Origin of the sequence: Mesorhizobium sp. M0923, assembly GCF_040319365.1 — a bacterium.
Classification (GTDB): Bacteria; Pseudomonadota; Alphaproteobacteria; order Rhizobiales; family Rhizobiaceae; genus Mesorhizobium.
Genome location: NZ_JAMYNW010000004.1, coordinates 277,672 through 293,641, shown reverse-complemented (window position 1 = coordinate 293,641; position 15,970 = coordinate 277,672). Strand labels below are relative to the sequence as shown.

The window sequence follows — 15,970 nt, the reverse complement described above, 5'->3', positions numbered from 1 at the left end:
TTTGCCCCAATCCCACAGGCAGTCTTCAAGCGCATGAGCCTTGTCAAGAAATTCGCCACGGTCGCTTCCGGCACGCTGATGAGCCGCGCCCTCGGCTTTGGCCGCGAGATGCTGATGGCTGCCGCACTCGGCACCGGGCCGATCGCCGACGCCTTCAACGCCGCCTTCCAGTTTCCCAACACCTTTCGCCGGCTGTTCGCCGAAGGCGCCTTCAACGCCGCCTTCGTGCCGCTGTTCGCCAAAGAGATCGAGACGCACGGCACCGACGGCGCCAAGCGTTTTTCCGAAGAGGTGTTCGGCGTCTTGTTCACCGCGCTTCTGGCGCTGACCATCGCCATGGAATTGGCGATGCCGCTGATCGTGCGCTACCTGGTGGCGCCGGGCTTTGCCGACACGCCCGGAAAATTCGAGATGACGGTGGCACTGGCGACCGTCATGTTCCCTTACCTGATCTGCATGTCGCTCGGCGCCATGATGGCCGGCATGCTGAATTCGCTGCGCCGCTATTTCGCCGCCGCGGTGGCGCCGGTGTTCCTCAACATCATCCTCATCGCCGTGCTTGCCTATGCCTGGTACAAGGGTTCGGACGCCCGCACCGTCGGTTTCGGGCTGGCCTGGGGCGTACTGGCGGCCGGCTTGGTGCAGCTGGCGATCGTCTGGGCGGCGGTGCGCCATGCCGGCATTTCGATCGGCTTCCGCCGGCCGAAGATGACGCCCAGCGTCAAGCGGCTGCTGATCCTGGCACTGCCGGCGGCGATCACCGGCGGCATCACCCAGATCAACCAGCTGATTGGCACGGCGATCGCGTCGGCGCAGGACAGCGCGGTGTCGTCGCTGGCCTATGCCGACCGCGTTTACCAGCTGCCGCTGGGCGTTGTCGGCGTCGCCGTCGCCATCGTGCTTTTGCCGGAACTGTCGCGGGCGCTGAAGTCAGGCAATCTGGTCGAGGCGGCCAATCTGCAGAACCGCTCGGTCGAGTTCACCCTGTTCATGACCTTGCCGGCGGCGGCCGCCCTGCTGGTCATGTCCGAGCCGATCGTGCGGCTGGTCTATGAGCGCGGCGCCTTCGCCGCCAACAATTCGACGCCGACGGTCGCGGCAATCCTGGCGATCTTCGGCCTCGGTCTGCCGGCCTTCGTGCTGATCAAGGCCTTCACCCCAGGCTATTTCGCCCGCGAGGACACGCGCACGCCGATGATTTTCGCCGCCATCTCGGTGGCGGTTAACATTACGACGGCACTGACGCTGTTTCCGACGATGGGCGCGCCCGGCATTGCCGTTGCCTCCGCCGTCGCCGGCTGGGTCAATGCGGCGATGCTGCTGGCCGTGCTGATCCGGCGCGGCCACTGGGGCCGCGACTTGCCGCTCATGAAACGCATCCCGCGGCTGGTGCTGTCGGCGGCGGTGATGGCGGCGGCGCTCTATTTTGCCGAGCACTGGTTCGCCGCAAGTCTCGGCTCGGGCTCGCCGCTGGTGATCAAGGCGGTAACGCTGCTTGCGCTCGTCGCCGGCGGGGCGCTGCTTTACTTCGTCACTGCGTTTGCCACCGGGGGTGCGGATTTCGGCATGATCCGCCGCAATATCGGGCGTAAAGGCTCCCAGCCGGTCAAGGAGCAATCTCCGGATTCGTGAGGCGGAAAATTCGTCAGGTCCAATTTTGTTCTTGCTTTGTGCCTGCAGCTATGCTACTAATTTGCGTATGGTGCTGATTCGCACCGACGACCCCGCCGCAAGGCGGGTTTTTGATTCTGGTCGGCGCCATCCCCTTCAAACAGCCTTCTGTGGCGTCTTGCTCGGCCACGGTCAAAGCCCCGCGCGGCCTAGCCAACACCCCTCTTGATCGTCTCCTCGCTCTCGTCCATAAGCGCGCCGTCGCAAGACTTTCGCCGCGCGCGAAACGGCCCTCCACAAGCCAGGGATACACCATGACCGGCCTCAACCAGCCCGCCTTCAAGCCACTCGTCTTTTCCGGCGTCCAGCCAACCGGCAATCTGCATCTCGGCAATTATCTCGGCGCCATCAAGAAATTCGTCGCCCTGCAGGACACCTCCGACTGCATCTACTGCGTCGTCGACCTGCATTCGCTGACCGCGCAGCTCGTCTATGAGGATCTTCAGGACCAGACGCGTTCGATCACCGCGGCGTTTCTCGCCTCCGGCATCGATCCGACCAAGCACATCGTCTTCAACCAGTCGCGGGTGATGCAGCACGCCGAGCTTGCCTGGATCTTCAACTGCGTGGCGCGCATTGGCTGGATGAACAGGATGACGCAGTTCAAGGACAAGGCCGGCAAGGACCGCGAGAACGCCTCGCTCGGCCTGCTCGCCTACCCCTCCCTGATGGCCGCCGATATCCTCGTCTACCGCGCCACCCATGTGCCGGTCGGCGACGACCAGAAGCAGCATCTGGAGCTGACCCGCGACATTGCGCAGAAATTCAACAACGATTTTTCGGACCGTATCGCGGCGATTGGTGTCGGCGTCGAGATGCAGGTGGGCGAAGAGACGGTGAACGGCTATTTTCCGCTGACCGAGCCGGTCATCGGCGGCCCGGCGGCGCGCATCATGTCGCTGCGCGACGGTTCGAAAAAGATGTCGAAGTCCGACCCGTCGGACCTGTCGCGCATCAACCTGACCGACGATGCCGACGCCATCTCGAAGAAGATCCGCAAGGCCAAGACGGACCCGGAGGCTTTGCCCGGCGAACTGGACGGGCTTGCCGGCCGGCCGGAAGCGGAAAACCTCGTCGGCATCTATGCCGGCCTCGCCGAAATATCGAAAGAGGCGGTGCTGAAGGAATTCGGCGGCCAGCAGTTTTCGGTGTTCAAGCCGGCGCTGGCCGATCTCGCGGTGGAAAAGCTGGCGCCGATCGCCGGCGAGATGCGCCGCATCTCCGGCGACCGCGCCTATGTCGACGCGGTGCTGCGGGATGGCGGCGAGCGTGCCGGCACATTGGCCGAAGCGACGATGAAGACCGTGCGCGACATTATCGGCCTGCTGCAAGGCTAATTTATGTCGCGCAAAAGTGTGCAGCGGTTTTGCGATAACGACCTGCATAAAACAAGAACCTGAAGCGCGTCGCATGAGGCCGGTCGAACGCGACGCGCTTTAAGCTGCACCAACATCGCCACAGCCGCCGGTCGCTTGCGGGCGGGCTGTGGCGGTGGCAGATTGCGGCCGAAACCATCGAGCAGGGTGAATATGGTCTCCAAACGCCTCAGCCGCGAAGCCGGTCATCGCCGCAAGTTCCTGGCGATCATCGACGACACGCCGGAATGCGAGCGCGCCGTCGCCTACGCCTCGAAGCGGGCGCAAAGCACGGGCGGCGTGCTGGTGCTGCTCTATGTCATCGAGCCGGATGATTTCCAGCACTGGCTGGGCGTCGAGAAGATCATGCGCGAGGAGGCGACCGCCACGGCGCGCGCCGCGCTCGACAGCTACGCCAACAAGGTGCGCCAGAAGCTCGGCATCGAGCCGGAACTGGTGGTGCGCGAAGGCAAGCCGACCGAAGAGATCCACAAGCTGATCGAGGAAGACCAGGACATCGCCATCCTGGTGCTGGCGGCAGGCGCTGGCAAGGAAGGGCCTGGGCCGCTGGTCGGCGCGGTTGCCGGCAAGGGCGCCGCCTTTCCGATTCCAGTGACTGTGGTGCCGCAGAACCTGTCGGACGAGGAGATCGACAGCCTCGCCTGAGATGTGCCGATATTCAGGTGAGGCCGGCCTACAAATGGCGGCTTCCTGCGCTTCCGGTGCTCACGTACCAAAAGTACGCTCCGCTCCGGTTCTCGGAAACCATCATTTTCGGCTCGGCCTGACCTGAATCTCAACACATCTCCAATTGTTTCAGCGAGCTAGCAAAACATTCCACCAGCCAGCCGTTCCCCGCGATGCCTTTCGCTTGAATGTCGGGCGGATAAAGCCTAATTAGAATTATTCCAAACTAGCTGCCCGAAACGGGCACGGAGATGGCCATGTTCATCCAGACCGAGTCGACGCCAAACCCGGCGACGCTGAAATTCCTGCCCGGCAAGGAAGTGCTGCAAGAAGGCACCGCCGATTTCCGTGATGCCGACAGCGCCGCGACGGCTTCGCCGCTGGCCGGCCGTCTGTTCGAGATCCCCGGCGTCACCGGCGTCTTCTTCGGCTATGATTTCATCACCGTGACCAAGGACGGTCCCGACTGGCAGCATCTGAAGCCGGCTATCCTCGGCGCCATCATGGAGCATTTCATGTCCGGCGCCCCGGTGATGGCCAAGGCCGGCCCCGCCGCCGAGACCAGCCAGACCGGCGAATTCTACGACAAGGCCGACGAGGAGCTGGTCGTCACCATCAAGGAGCTGCTCGACACGCGGGTGCGCCCGGCGGTGGCCCAGGATGGCGGCGACATTACCTTCCGCGGCTTCGAGAACGGCACCGTATTCCTGCACATGAAGGGCGCCTGCGCCGGTTGCCCGTCCTCGACGGCGACGCTGAAGCACGGCATCCAGAACCTGCTCCGGCACTTTGTGCCGGAAGTGCAGCACGTCGAACAGGTCTCCTGACGCGCCGTTCCATCGTCAATGTCGATAGACAACAAAAAACCGGGCCAAAGTGCCCGGTTTTCTGTTTGCGACGTCTGTGTGTTGCCTAGACGGTCCGCGTATAAAGCTCTTCTTGTTTGACCATGATCTTGTCCGAAAACCGGGTCCCGCTTTTCGGGATCATGGTCTTACAGCACAATGACCTTGGCGCCGACCGAGGTGCGGTCGTAGAGGTCGATAATGTCCTGGTTCATCAGCCGGATGCAGCCCGACGACATCGCCTTGCCGATCGAATTCCATTCCGGGCTGCCATGCAGGCGGTAGCCCATGTCGCCGCCCTTGTTGAACAGGTACATGGCGCGCGCGCCGAGCGGGTTCTTCAACCCCGGCTCCATGCCGCCGGCAAACTTGGCCAGCTCCGGCTGCCGCCTGATCATCTGCGACGGCGGCGTCCAGGTCGGCCATTCGCGCTTTAGTGCGATACGGGCGGTGCCGTGCCATTCGAAACCTTCACGGCCGACGCCGATGCCGTAGCGCATCGCCTCGCCGTCGCCCATGACGAAATAGAGGAACTTGTTCTGCGTATCGACGATGATGGTGCCCGGCTTTTCCCTGGTGTCGTAGTCGACGATCTGCCGGCGGTATTTGAACGGCACCTTTTCGATCGGGATGCGCGGCAGATGATAGCCGGCATCGGTCACCGCGCCGTAGTTGTTGGTGAAGATCTGCGAGCCGATGGTGCTGCAACCGGCGACAGCCGTCGACAGCGCCAGGGCCGCGACGATTGCAAGTGACTTCATGCGCATGAAAAGGTCCGATGCCTGCCCAAACAACAGCGGCTCGAGTCGGCCGCTTTTTTCATCTTCATTCATGCTGGCATTTGCTTTGCTTGCCAAGCGGGCGATGCCTATATCCTTGGACTTGCGTGCTGGTAAACCTGCGACTATGGCATTTCGGCAACAGCCCCCGCAGGATTATGCTGCAAAATCAATGGGCCAAGAACAAGAACCCCGAGACGGGGAATCACCATGAATGTCGGTGACGCTGGCTGGCGCTCTGGCCTGCCGGCCAAGGCCATCCGTTACTACGAGGAGATCGGCCTGATCTCGCCTGAGACGCGGCCGCTGCAGGAGATAATCCTGACAAGCCTGGTTCAATAGGCCGGTTCAATAAAGAACGCCGCGAAGCACCGTCCAAGCCAGAAGCCCGAACGTGCCGATCACCACCACTGCACCAAGGACCGTGCCGATCTTTTCAGGCAGTCCATCGGGGCGACCAGGATCGTCGGCCATTCAACTATCGATCATGACGTAGGCGGCACCAAACACGGCAACGATGATTGCCCCAAGCACCGCCCAGCCTCTGATGGCCGAGCGGATTTCCTCCGGTGTCGCCGATTTGCGTCCGTCATCGTCCGTCATCTAATGCTCCTCGTAAAATACCGTGGCCGACATTGAAAGCGCAAGCTGCCGGCGCTGCCAAGAGGGTGCAGCGGACATTTTTTTTGCGCAAAAGTTTAGGAGCGTGCGCCGTTCGACAGCAAGCGTTACCTAGCCTTCGACACTCCGCGAAGCACGGGCGGCCGTCACGATCCCGGTGGGCGATACCGGATCGACTTCGCCCTGCCAAGCGCTTCCATCGTCTCTTCGACACTTAGCAGCACGGTGGTCTCGTAGGAGCTGAGCGCGCCTCCCGCACCAATGGCAAGCATGACCGATGCCATGGAGACGTTGTCCGGCGCCTCCCACAGATTCCAGCCGTCATGCTCTCCAAAGGCGTACCAGAACCCGTGCAGCTTTCCGCCCACCGACTCGATGTAGGAACGGGCAGCCTCGCGTCTGTCCTCGGGGTTGTCCATCAAGCGCGCCCAGGTTTCGGGCCTGTAGCTGAATCGCGTGAGATACATCGGCATGGTTCGTCTCCTCCCAGAGCTACCCCCACGAATGTAGTAAAGCGCCCCAATCCGGGAGAACGCGAGTCGTTTCCGAGGCGTAGTACCGCTGGCTTAGTTGCGGGACCGCTAATGGACCTGCTTCAATGCCTTTCCCAAGGGGAGTAAGGTCAATGGCAGCCTATCTTATTGCCGATGTCGACATAACCGACGCCGCCGTTTTCGAGGAATACCGCCGGGACGTGCCTGCAACCGAAGCCCGCTACGGGGGAAGGTACATCGCTCGTGGCGGAGCCACCAAAGTGCTGGAAGGCGACTGGGAGCCTCATCGCCTTGTCATCGTCGAATTTCCCGACATGGCCTCGCTCCTCGCATGGTACGACTCTCCGGAATACGGCCGCCTCAAAGCCATCCGCGAACGCTGTGCAAAGACGAGGATCATTGCTCTCGAGGGCATGATGCCGGTTAGTTAGAGGGGGTTGTCAACCAGATAATAGCCGCCCAGAAGGCGGCTATATATTTGACAAACCCGGATGACCGCTGACCAAAGCTCCGCTACAAATCAGCCGTGACGCCCGCGCCTATTAGTAGTTTCATTGGAGCCATGATCCTCAGTTTGGTTGGGGTTCTAGCCTACCGCTGGTTTGGCCCTGTCGCGCTGGTTATTGTCGGAGGCATTGGTCTTCCAGCGGTGCTCGCCTGTTCCTTATACCGATTTGATTTGAAAAACCGGAAGGCGCGTGAGTGGCTTAATCCGACAGACAAGAGCTCCTAGACCAGCACTGGCCCCAGCACAAAGGCGATTATCTGGTTGGCAACCCGCCTTGGCAGCGGCGACAAAACATGATTCAAATGCGGTTGTGTTGGGGGAAAACATGATCCGCATAGCCATCGTTATAGCCATTGCCGTCAGTGCATCGGCATGCACTAGCCAGGCGAACGTTCCTTATGACACGAGTAAAAAAACCTGTAGAATCTATGTTGAGCCGGGGTCAGGCCACAAGCGTGAACTTTGTCTTCCGGACACTCCAAATAAATACTGTGTGCGTGCTTATTATATAAACACACCAGGTGGAGAAAGGGTAATGTGCGGCCCACTAACCCGCAAGGCAACCACTGCCGAGGGTCGTGCCAGACAGCTTGCAGGCAGTAAATACCCGTAGGAAAACACCCACTGTGGGCCGCTTGCGCTTCAGGGTTCTGCACCGGCGGTGTCCCGTTCTGGTTGGGTTTGTCAAACCAGATAATCGCCCCAAAAAACCGGGTTCAAACCGTGAACAAAATCTGACATGGTGCGGCCATGCCTATCATCTCACCTCTACCCCTTAACCCGCTGATCGACGGTCGCCAGTCGGAGCGTGCCATGCTGGTCAGGCGTGGCGTGCAGCGGCTGCTCAAGCAGATGGGCGCGCATGTCTTGCCCGAACTGTCGCTGGCCACCGGGCGCCGCGCCGATCTCGTAGCGCTGACCCGCCAGGGCGATATCTGGATCATCGAGATCAAATCCTCGATCGAGGATTTCAGGGTCGACCGCAAATGGCCGGACTACCGGCTGCATTCCGACCGCTTCTTCTTCGCCACCCATCCCGGCGTGCCCGCGGAGATCTTTCCGGAAGAGTGCGGCTTCATTCTCTCCGACGGCTATGGTGCCGAGGTCCTGCGCGATGCGCCCGAGCACCGGATGGCGGCGGCGACGCGCAAGGCGCTGATGCTGAGGATCGCGCGCGCCGGTGCCGCGCGGTTGCTGGCGGCGGAGCTTGCCGGGGTGTCGGTGCCGGCGCTGGAGGGTGAGAGTGAGTAGGGGGTTTCCCTCTCCGTAGTCATGGAGGCTTGCGCTGCCCCGGCTGCCGCCACCTTGCATAAGAGACGATGTATGACTGCGGTGTTCCGCAAGGAACGCCAACAGCCGGCTGTAGCCTTCGTCTTCCCAGTGCAGGTCGAGATTGGAAATGAAACCCGGCACGAAGACGAGATCGAGCGATCCCTGGCCGACCACCTGATAGGCGATCCGCACGTCGCCGCTGAGCGCGTAGCGAGTTTCGATCGGCCTCACGAGGTTTGTCCGCCCGACCCGACGATTTCTTATCGCCGGATCATAGCAGAGCCGCGAGACTTGCGGCAGATGAAACCTTAGAGGGTGTGAATGTAGGCCCGCGGCGCCTACTTCTGTGACGCAGCCGTAGTCTCGGTGCTCGCTCCGCCGACGCTAAAACCTGCGCCCTCCGGCGCGCCCGGCCGCTTGATGTGTGGGGCGGCCGCGACGACAAGCTCGTTGAAGCCTTCGCCGCCGCTGTCGAGCATCTCGAACAATTGCCGGCGCATCCTCGGCTCCCAGAACTTGTTGATGTGCTCGGCGACGCCGGCAATGCCTTGCTCGCGCGGCTTGGAGTGGAAAAAGGCAGCGATCTGGTTGGCCATGCGAACCAGCTTTTCGCTGGTGCTCATGAGGTGGCCTTCGTCATGCGACATGCTTGGCAACTCCGGAAACCACGCGGTCAGGATGGGTGAAAATATCGAAATCATCGCCGCGCACCAGCGCCACCAGCGTCATGCCGGCGTCGTCTGCGGTGCGGATGGCAAGTGCCGTCGGCGCCGAGACGGCGATGATGAAGGCAGCACCGATCGCCGCGGTCTTCTGCACCATCTCGACCGAAACGCGCGACGTCACGACGACGGCCCCCGACCTGCCGTCGATACCGGCTTTGGCCAGCGCGCCGGCCAGCTTGTCCAGCGCATTGTGACGGCCGACATCCTCGCGCGCCATGACGATGCCCTTGCCGGGGAGGTAAAAACCGGCGGCGTGGACCGCGCCGGTCTCGGCGTGCAGCGGCTGCACCTTCGACAAAAGCTTGACCGAGCGGACGATGTCATCGGCCTGAAGTGTAAGTTTCGACGCACCGACCGGATCGACCGAGCGCATCGCTTCCTCGATCGATTCGATGCCGCACAGCCCGCAGCCGACCGGGCCGGCGAGCCGTCTGCGACGCGCCTCGAAACGGGTGTTGGCCTGGTCCTTCAGCCGGATCTGGATATCGATGCCGGCGCCGTGATCCTCGACCTCGATGGCTTCGATTTCGTCTGGCGAGGCAATGATGCCTTCGGTCAGCGAGAAGCCGAGCGCGAAATCCTCGAAATCGGCCGGGCTTGCCATCATCACCGCATGCGTGGTGCCGGCAAAGGAGAATGCTACCGGCGTCTCTTCCGGCACCATGCGGTTGGCGGCCGCGGTGCCGCCGGCGCGGCGCGCGAGGCGGCTGATCTGGGTGACAGCACGACGTTTGGGCATCACGCGGCACCCCCCTCTGGCCTACCGGCCATCTCCCCCTCAAGGGGGGAGATTGGCAGTTCAGACGTAAGGCACCCTTCGACGCTGGTGATTGGCGAAAGCCGAGATGACATCCAATCTCCTCCCTTGAGGGGGAGATGGCCGGTAGGCCAGAGGGGGGTGCTCCGGCACGACGCCAAAACGCTACTCCGCTGCTTGCAGCGAGGCGATGCGGCGGCTTTGCTTTGCCTGCTCGTCATAGTCGCGCTGCCATTCCGACGGGCCGTTGGATGCACCCACCTGCACCGCGGTCACCTTGTATTCCGGGCAGTTGGTCGCCCAGTCGGAGAAGTCGGTGGTGATGACGTTGGCCTGGGTATCGGGATGGTGGAAGGTCGTATAGACGACGCCCGGCGACACCCGGTCGGTGATCAGCGCGCGCAGCGTCGTCTCGCCCGAGCGGCTGGTCAGCCGCACCCAGTCGCCATCGCGCAGGCCGCGATTTTCGGCATCATGCGGATGGATCTCCAGCCGATCCTCGCTGTGCCACACGACGTTGTCGGTGCGCCTGGTCTGCGCGCCGACATTATACTGCGACAGGATGCGGCCGGTGGTCAGCAGCAGCGGGAAGCGCGGCCCGGTCCTCTCGTCGGTCGCGACATATTCGGTGCGGATGAACTTGCCCTTGCCGCGCACGAAGCCGCCAATATGCATGATCGGCGTGCCTTCCGGCGACTTCTCGTTGCAGGGCCACTGCACCGAGCCCACCCGGTCGAGAAGGTCGAAGGAAACGCCGGAGAAGCTCGGCGTCGTCTTGGCGATCTCGTCCATGATCTCGGAGGGATGCGTGTAGTTCCAGCCGAGGCCGAGCGCCTTGGCGAGCTCCTGCGTCGTCTCCCAGTCGGCATAGCCGCATTTCGGCTCCATCACCTTGCGCACCATGTTGATGCGGCGCTCGGCATTGGTGAAGGTGCCGTCCTTCTCGAGGAAGGTCGAGCCGGGCAGGAACACATGCGCGTAGTTGGCCGTCTCGTTGAGGAAGAGGTCGTGCACGACGACACATTCCATCGCGGCGAGACCCGCGGCGACATGCTTGGTGTCGGGGTCCGACTGCAGGATGTCCTCGCCCTGTACATAGAGCCCCTTGAACGAGCCGTCGACGGCCGCGTCCAGCATATTGGGGATGCGCAGGCCGGGCTCGTCGTCGAGCTTGACGCCCCACAGGCTCTCATAGATGGCGCGCACCGCGTCGCCCGAAATGTGGCGGTAGCCGGGAAGTTCGTGCGGGAACGAACCCATGTCGCAGGAGCCCTGCACATTGTTCTGGCCGCGCAGCGGATTCACGCCGACGCCCGGCCGGCCGATATTGCCGGTCGCCATGGCGAGGTTGGCAATGGCGATGACGGTGGTCGAGCCCTGGCTGTGCTCGGTCACGCCGAGGCCGTAATAGATCGCGCCGTTGCCGCCGCGCGCATAGAGCCGCGCCGCGCCGCGTATGTCGTCGGGATCGACATTGGCGAGCTGACCGACGACCTCCGGGCTGTTTTCCGGCAGTGCCACGAACGATGCCCAGTCCTGGAACTCGTCCCAGTCGCAGCGCTCGCGGATGAACGCCTCGTCGAACAGGCCTTCGGTGACGATGACATGGGCAAGTGCGGTCAGCATGGCGACGTTGGTGCCCGGCTTCAGCGGCAGATGGAACTGCGCTTCGACATGGGCCGAGCGCACGATATCGGTGCGGCGCGGATCGAGCACGATCAGCTTGGCGCCCTGGCGCATGCGCTTTTTCATACGCGAGGCGAACACCGGATGCGCATCGGTCGGATTGGCGCCGATCAGCAGGATGACGTCCGTCTGCTCGATCGAATCGAAATCCTGCGTGCCGGCGGAGGTACCGAAGGTCTGGCCCAGGCCATAGCCGGTCGGCGAATGGCAGACGCGGGCGCAGGTATCGACATTGTTGTTGCGGAAGCCCTGCCGGACCAGCTTCTGGACGAGGTAGGTCTCCTCGTTGGTGCAGCGCGACGAGGTGATGCCGCCGATCGACGTGCGGCCGTACTGGTACTGGATGCGGCGGAATTCATTCGCCGTATGGGTGAGCGCCTCTTCCCACGACACTTCGCGCCACGGATCGCTGACCCGCTCGCGGATCATCGGCTTCAGGATACGGTCCTTGTGTGTCGCATAGCCATAGGCGAAGCGGCCCTTGACGCAGGAGTGGCCGTGGTTGGCCTTGCCTGCCTTGTAGGGCATCATGCGAATGACCTCGTCGCCCTTGACCTCGGCCTTGAATGAGCAGCCGACGCCGCAATAGGCGCAGGTGGTGACGGTCGAGCGCTCGGGCAGGCCTTTCGCCAGCACGGTTTTCTCCCTCAGCGCATCGGTCGGGCAGGCCTGCACGCAGGCCCCGCACGACACGCATTCGGAATCGACGAACGCCTCGTGCATGCCGGCCGAGACCCTGGATTCGAAGCCGCGGCCCTCGATGGTCAGCGCGAACGTGCCTTGCACCTCTTCGCAGGCGCGCACGCAGCGCGAGCAGACGATGCATTGCGCCGGATCATAGGTGAAATAGGGGTTCGATTCATCGCGGGCGATGTAGTCGATGGTCAGCGAGCCATGGCCGGGCGCCACGCCGTTTTCTTGCTCGACGTGGTTGCGGCCGTCCACGCCATAGCGGTTCTCGGTCAGGCCGACCGTCCTGACGACCTTGTCGAACTCGCTGGCGCCGGTGCCGGCCGTCTCGCCCCACGCAGCCGGATGGTCAGAGACATAGAGCTCCATCACGCCGCGACGAATGGCGTTCAGCCGGTCGCTCTGGGTATGCACGACCATGCCTTCGCCAACCGGCGTCGTGCACGAGGCCGGCGTGCCGCCGCGCCCGTCGATCTCGACGAGGCAGACCCGGCAGGAGCCGAACGAGTCCAGCATGTCGGTTGCGCACAGTTTCGGGATTTCGACGCCCGCTTCCATCGAAGCGCGCATGATCGACGTACCCGCCGGCACCGTCACCGGCTTGCCGTCGACGGTCAGCGTCACCTGCTGTTCCGCTTCGGAGGCGGGTGTGCCGTAGTCGATTTCCTGGACCAGCGATTTGATGTCTAATGCCGCGTTCATGCCTGTCCGCTCCTATTCCGCTGCTTCGGCGACCGGCGTCGGCCGAAAGTCGTCCGGAAAATGGTTGAGTGCACTCATCACCGGATATGGGGTGAAGCCGCCGAGAGCGCAAAGCGAGCCGAACTTCATCGTGTTGCAAAGGTCGGTGACCAGCGCGATCTGCTTTTCCGGTTCGATGTTCTCAGCGAGCCGGTCCAGCACCTCGACGCCGCGCGTCGAGCCGATGCGGCAGGGCGTGCACTTGCCGCAGCTCTCGATGGCGCAGAATTCCATGGCGAAGCGCGCCTGCTTCAGCATGTCGGCGCTGTCGTCGAAAACGACGATGCCGGCGTGGCCGATCAGCCCGTCCTTGGCCGCGAACGCCTCGTAGTCGAACGGCGTGTCGAACAGGGCGCGCGGGAAATAGGCGCCGAGTGGGCCACCCACCTGCACCGCTTTGACTGGGCGACCCGTTGCCGTGCCGCCACCGATATCGTCGACGATCTCGCCCACAGTCATGCCGAACGCCGCCTCGTAGAGACCAGCATATTTGACGTTGCCGGCGATCTGGATCGGGATGGTGCCGCGCGAACGGCCCATGCCGAAATCCTTGTAGAAGGCGGCACCCTTGTCCATGATCACCGGTACCGAGGCCAGCGAAATGACGTTGTTGATCACCGTCGGCTTGCCGAACAGGCCCTTATGCGCCGGCAGCGGCGGCTTGGCCCGCACCTGTCCGCGCTTGCCTTCGAGGCTGTCGAGCAGGGCGGTCTCCTCGCCGCAGACATAGGCGCCGGCGCCGACGCGCACTTCCATGTCGAATGAATTGGGTGACCCGAGCACATTGACGCCGAGCACGCCGGCCCTGCGGGCGATCTCGACGGCCTTCTGCATCACCGCCACCGCATGCGGATATTCCGAGCGGATATAGATGAAGCCCTTGGTCGCGCCGGTGGCGATGCCGGCGATCGCCATGCCTTCGATCAGCACGAAGGGGTCGCCTTCCATGATCATGCGGTCGGCGAACGTACCGGAATCGCCTTCATCGGCATTGCAGACGATGTATTTGCGGTCGGCCGACGTATCGAGGACCGTCTTCCATTTGATGCCGGTCGGGAAGCCGGCGCCGCCACGACCGCGCAGCCCGGACTCGGTCACCTGCTTGACGATGTCGGCCGGTGTCATCGCCACCGCATTCTGCAGGCCGTTCAGCCCGCCATGCGCCTTGTAGTGATCGAGCGACAGCGGATCGGTGACGCCGCAACGTGCAAAGGTCAGCCGCGTCTGTTTGGCCAGGAACGGGATCTTGTCCGGTGCGCCCAGCCAGCGCTTGTGATGGCCACCGGTGAGGAAGCCGCAGTCGAACAGGCTTTTGACGTCGGATGGCTTCACCGGCCCATAGGCGACGCGGCCATTGGCCGTCGCCACTTCGACCATCGGCTCGAGGAAATAGGCGCCGCGCGAGCCGTTGCGCACGATCTTGGCCTCGATGCCGCGCTCGGCCAACTCCGCCCGAACCGCCTTGGCGACCCTTTCCGCACCCAGCGCCAGCGCGCCGGAATCGCCGGGAATATAGATACGCGGGATCATGAGCGCACCTCGGCAACGATTTCATTGAGCTTTTCGTCGTCGAGCCGCCCGATCACCTCGCCGTCCAGCATCGCCGATGGCGAGCAGGCGCAAAGGCCAAGGCAATAGACCGGCTCCAGCGTCACCGAACCGTCGCGGCTTGTCTCGTGGAAACCGATGCCCAGCATTGATTTGAGCTTGGCGGCAATCGCATCCGAGCCCATCGACTGGCAGGCTTCCGCCTGGCAGAGCTTCAGCACATGCCGGCCGGCCGGCTGGCTGCGATAATCGTGATAGAAGGTGACGACGCCATGCACCTCGGCCCTGGAGATGTTCAGCGCCTCGGCAATCACCGGCAGCGCGTCCTGCGGCACATAGCCGAACTCTTCCTGTATGCCGTGCAGGATCGGCAGCAGCGGGCCTTCGAGGCCTTTCAGCTCGTGGATGATCGCCGCCGTGCGCGATGCGATCTCGGTACTTGCAGGCTGCATCGTCATGCAGCGCCCTCCCTGGTCGTGGCGGTCTTCCGCTAAGTGCTTAGGAAATCAGAGGAAACCCGCTAAATCAATAAAGCCGATCCGTTGCTCGATAGAAATTTTCTATCGATCTCGATCACCAGCATTGTCTAGCCTAGCGGCGGGCGCGGAAATCGTCCGCCAGCGCCATTGCCTCGTCCAACAGCGCCGAGACCAGCGGCGTGTGCGGTTCGCGCGGCGCCGCCACCAGCCCGACGGTGTGGCTGGCATCCGGCTCGACGATCGGGATAGCCCGGATCGGCTCGGAAAAGCCGAACGTTTCCGCAAGGTTAAGCGGCATGATCGACGACCATTTGCCGGTGCGGATATGCGAGAACAGCACGATCATCGAGTTGGATTCCAGTGTCGGCCGCACCTGCACGCCGGCTTCGGCCAGATGCTGGTCGATGATGCGGCGGTTCTGCATGTCCGGCGTCAGCAGGCAGAGCGGCAGCTGGGAGAGTTCCGCCCATGTCACTTTGTCGCGGTCGAAATAGGGGTTCCCGACAGCGGTGATCAACTGGTAGCGCTCGTCGTAGAGCGGCACGCTGGTGACGCGTCCGAGCGGCTCGTTGTCGAGATAGGTGATGCCGGCGTCGATGTCGAAATTGCCGAGCAGCGACAGCACCTCGATCGATGTCCGCGACAGCACCGAGAAGGTGACGCCGGGATGCTTTGCCCGAAACGGCGTCGTCAATCGCGCCACCATGGCGAGGGCCGTCGGGATCGCGGCGATGCGGATGCGTCCTGACAGGCCGTGGCGTGCCGCCCGCATCTCCTCGCGCATGGTCCTGCTATCGCCGACGATGCGGCGCGCCCACACCAGCACCTGCTTGCCTTCCGGCGTCAGCCCCTGGAAGCGCGAGCCGCGCAGCACCAGCATCACGCCGAGCTGGCCCTCCAGCTGCTTGATGCCGGCCGAAAGCGTCGGTTGGGTGACGCCGCACACCTCCGCCGCGCGGCCGAAATGTTCTTCCCTGGCGAGTGCTATGAAGAATTCCAGCTTGTCGATCATGCCGTCGGGAGCCTGTCACGGACGCTATGTCCGATCTTAGCGCGCAAGGTCGGGGAAATCGCCTTCGGCCGCAAGCCGCCTGTGCAAATCGCCCGCATCC

Annotated in this window: 17 protein-coding genes and 1 pseudogene; 8 read left to right on the top strand and 10 right to left on the bottom strand. The window is 63.0% G+C overall.

Annotation, left to right across the window (positions count from 1 at the left end; translation table 11 throughout):
- Nucleotides 1-33: 33 nt before the first annotated feature.
- The 4 genes from murJ to NKH89_RS09440 all read left to right on the top strand — a co-directional run bounded on the left by murJ (nucleotide 34) and on the right by NKH89_RS09440 (nucleotide 4,540).
- Nucleotides 34-1,632 (top strand): murein biosynthesis integral membrane protein MurJ, encoded by a 1,599-nt coding sequence (murJ, locus tag NKH89_RS09455; RefSeq protein ID WP_352493727.1) that lies wholly within the window; start codon nucleotides 34-36, stop codon nucleotides 1,630-1,632.
- Between the two features lie 293 nt (nucleotides 1,633-1,925).
- A complete protein-coding gene (gene trpS, locus NKH89_RS09450; RefSeq protein ID WP_352716812.1) occupies nucleotides 1,926-3,008 on the top strand; it encodes a tryptophan--tRNA ligase in 1,083 nt (360 codons plus the stop codon).
- A gap of 192 nt (nucleotides 3,009-3,200) precedes the next feature.
- Nucleotides 3,201-3,692, top strand: a complete 492-nt coding sequence (locus tag NKH89_RS09445; RefSeq protein ID WP_023717912.1) for a universal stress protein — start codon at nucleotides 3,201-3,203, stop codon at nucleotides 3,690-3,692.
- A 278-nt stretch (nucleotides 3,693-3,970) separates the two neighbouring features.
- A complete protein-coding gene (locus NKH89_RS09440; protein ID WP_023676386.1) occupies nucleotides 3,971-4,540 on the top strand; it encodes a NifU family protein in 570 nt (189 codons plus the stop codon).
- A gap of 167 nt (nucleotides 4,541-4,707) precedes the next feature.
- Here NKH89_RS09440 and NKH89_RS09435 read toward each other — a convergent pair whose 3' ends face one another.
- The gene (locus NKH89_RS09435; RefSeq protein ID WP_023717909.1) at nucleotides 4,708-5,325 is read right to left on the bottom strand and encodes a L,D-transpeptidase; all 618 of its coding nucleotides are present in this window, start codon (nucleotides 5,323-5,325) and stop codon (nucleotides 4,708-4,710) included.
- A gap of 222 nt (nucleotides 5,326-5,547) precedes the next feature.
- Here NKH89_RS09435 and NKH89_RS09430 point away from each other — a divergent pair.
- Nucleotides 5,548-5,634, top strand: a pseudogene (locus NKH89_RS09430) (MerR family DNA-binding transcriptional regulator); the annotation flags it as partial.
- Nucleotides 5,635-5,685: 51 nt separating this feature from the next.
- Here NKH89_RS09430 and NKH89_RS09425 read toward each other — a convergent pair.
- The 3 genes from NKH89_RS09425 to NKH89_RS09415 all read right to left on the bottom strand — a co-directional run bounded on the left by NKH89_RS09425 (nucleotide 5,686) and on the right by NKH89_RS09415 (nucleotide 6,431).
- Nucleotides 5,686-5,811: a hypothetical protein gene (locus NKH89_RS09425; protein WP_352483308.1), complete on the bottom strand. Its 126-nt coding sequence runs from the start codon at nucleotides 5,809-5,811 to the stop codon at nucleotides 5,686-5,688.
- Nucleotides 5,812-5,940: a hypothetical protein gene (locus NKH89_RS09420; RefSeq protein ID WP_352857156.1), complete on the bottom strand. Its 129-nt coding sequence runs from the start codon at nucleotides 5,938-5,940 to the stop codon at nucleotides 5,812-5,814.
- 164 nt (nucleotides 5,941-6,104) lie between these two features.
- Nucleotides 6,105-6,431 carry a GYD domain-containing protein gene (locus NKH89_RS09415; protein ID WP_352483306.1) on the bottom strand — a complete coding sequence of 109 codons (327 nt, stop codon included), beginning with the start codon at nucleotides 6,429-6,431 and terminating at the stop codon, nucleotides 6,105-6,107.
- Between the two features lie 152 nt (nucleotides 6,432-6,583).
- Here NKH89_RS09415 and NKH89_RS09410 point away from each other — a divergent pair, with 152 nt between their 5' ends.
- The 3 genes from NKH89_RS09410 to NKH89_RS09400 all read left to right on the top strand — a co-directional run bounded on the left by NKH89_RS09410 (nucleotide 6,584) and on the right by NKH89_RS09400 (nucleotide 8,544).
- Nucleotides 6,584-6,883 carry a DUF1330 domain-containing protein gene (locus tag NKH89_RS09410; RefSeq protein WP_023717905.1) on the top strand — a complete coding sequence of 100 codons (300 nt, stop codon included), beginning with the start codon at nucleotides 6,584-6,586 and terminating at the stop codon, nucleotides 6,881-6,883.
- 827 nt (nucleotides 6,884-7,710) lie between these two features.
- Entirely contained in the window at nucleotides 7,711-8,211 is a 501-nt protein-coding gene (locus tag NKH89_RS09405) for an MmcB family DNA repair protein (RefSeq protein ID WP_352908634.1), read from the top strand.
- Between the two features lie 72 nt (nucleotides 8,212-8,283).
- On the top strand, nucleotides 8,284-8,544 hold the full coding sequence (locus NKH89_RS09400) for a hypothetical protein (protein ID WP_198030469.1): 261 nt from the start codon (nucleotides 8,284-8,286) through the stop codon (nucleotides 8,542-8,544).
- A gap of 26 nt (nucleotides 8,545-8,570) precedes the next feature.
- On the opposite strand, the gene NKH89_RS09395 is transcribed toward NKH89_RS09400, so the two are convergent.
- From NKH89_RS09395 to NKH89_RS09370, 6 genes are all read right to left on the bottom strand, one after another.
- Nucleotides 8,571-8,879 carry a formate dehydrogenase subunit delta gene (locus NKH89_RS09395; protein WP_352483304.1) on the bottom strand — a complete coding sequence of 103 codons (309 nt, stop codon included), beginning with the start codon at nucleotides 8,877-8,879 and terminating at the stop codon, nucleotides 8,571-8,573.
- On the bottom strand, nucleotides 8,869-9,696 hold the full coding sequence (gene fdhD / locus NKH89_RS09390; protein ID WP_023717901.1) for a formate dehydrogenase accessory sulfurtransferase FdhD: 828 nt from the start codon (nucleotides 9,694-9,696) through the stop codon (nucleotides 8,869-8,871). The genes NKH89_RS09395 and fdhD overlap by 11 nt, the downstream gene beginning before the upstream one ends.
- A 183-nt stretch (nucleotides 9,697-9,879) precedes the next feature.
- Nucleotides 9,880-12,792, bottom strand: coding sequence for a formate dehydrogenase subunit alpha (gene fdhF / locus NKH89_RS09385; RefSeq protein ID WP_352908632.1), 2,913 nt, complete (start codon nucleotides 12,790-12,792; stop codon nucleotides 9,880-9,882).
- Between the two features lie 12 nt (nucleotides 12,793-12,804).
- Nucleotides 12,805-14,361 carry a formate dehydrogenase beta subunit gene (locus NKH89_RS09380; RefSeq protein WP_352493732.1) on the bottom strand — a complete coding sequence of 519 codons (1,557 nt, stop codon included), beginning with the start codon at nucleotides 14,359-14,361 and terminating at the stop codon, nucleotides 12,805-12,807.
- On the bottom strand, nucleotides 14,358-14,837 hold the full coding sequence (locus NKH89_RS09375; protein WP_352908631.1) for a formate dehydrogenase subunit gamma: 480 nt from the start codon (nucleotides 14,835-14,837) through the stop codon (nucleotides 14,358-14,360). The genes NKH89_RS09380 and NKH89_RS09375 overlap by 4 nt, the downstream gene beginning before the upstream one ends.
- A gap of 133 nt (nucleotides 14,838-14,970) precedes the next feature.
- A complete protein-coding gene (locus NKH89_RS09370; RefSeq protein ID WP_023717897.1) occupies nucleotides 14,971-15,870 on the bottom strand; it encodes a LysR family transcriptional regulator in 900 nt (299 codons plus the stop codon).
- Nucleotides 15,871-15,970: the final 100 nt, after the last annotated feature.

Coding starts and splice junctions, on each gene's coding strand:
- murJ (WP_352493727.1), top strand. CDS start 34: ATGAGCCTTGTCAAGAAATTCGCCACGGTCGCTTCCGGCACGCTGATG.
- trpS (WP_352716812.1), top strand. CDS start 1,926: ATGACCGGCCTCAACCAGCCCGCCTTCAAGCCACTCGTCTTTTCCGGC.
- NKH89_RS09445 (WP_023717912.1), top strand. CDS start 3,201: ATGGTCTCCAAACGCCTCAGCCGCGAAGCCGGTCATCGCCGCAAGTTC.
- NKH89_RS09440 (WP_023676386.1), top strand. CDS start 3,971: ATGTTCATCCAGACCGAGTCGACGCCAAACCCGGCGACGCTGAAATTC.
- NKH89_RS09435 (WP_023717909.1), bottom strand. CDS start 5,325: ATGCGCATGAAGTCACTTGCAATCGTCGCGGCCCTGGCGCTGTCGACG.
- NKH89_RS09425 (WP_352483308.1), bottom strand. CDS start 5,811: ATGGCCGACGATCCTGGTCGCCCCGATGGACTGCCTGAAAAGATCGGC.
- NKH89_RS09420 (WP_352857156.1), bottom strand. CDS start 5,940: ATGACGGACGATGACGGACGCAAATCGGCGACACCGGAGGAAATCCGC.
- NKH89_RS09415 (WP_352483306.1), bottom strand. CDS start 6,431: ATGCCGATGTATCTCACGCGATTCAGCTACAGGCCCGAAACCTGGGCG.
- NKH89_RS09410 (WP_023717905.1), top strand. CDS start 6,584: ATGGCAGCCTATCTTATTGCCGATGTCGACATAACCGACGCCGCCGTT.
- NKH89_RS09405 (WP_352908634.1), top strand. CDS start 7,711: ATGCCTATCATCTCACCTCTACCCCTTAACCCGCTGATCGACGGTCGC.
- NKH89_RS09400 (WP_198030469.1), top strand. CDS start 8,284: ATGACTGCGGTGTTCCGCAAGGAACGCCAACAGCCGGCTGTAGCCTTC.
- NKH89_RS09395 (WP_352483304.1), bottom strand. CDS start 8,879: ATGTCGCATGACGAAGGCCACCTCATGAGCACCAGCGAAAAGCTGGTT.
- fdhD (WP_023717901.1), bottom strand. CDS start 9,696: ATGCCCAAACGTCGTGCTGTCACCCAGATCAGCCGCCTCGCGCGCCGC.
- fdhF (WP_352908632.1), bottom strand. CDS start 12,792: ATGAACGCGGCATTAGACATCAAATCGCTGGTCCAGGAAATCGACTAC.
- NKH89_RS09380 (WP_352493732.1), bottom strand. CDS start 14,361: ATGATCCCGCGTATCTATATTCCCGGCGATTCCGGCGCGCTGGCGCTG.
- NKH89_RS09375 (WP_352908631.1), bottom strand. CDS start 14,837: ATGACGATGCAGCCTGCAAGTACCGAGATCGCATCGCGCACGGCGGCG.
- NKH89_RS09370 (WP_023717897.1), bottom strand. CDS start 15,870: ATGATCGACAAGCTGGAATTCTTCATAGCACTCGCCAGGGAAGAACAT.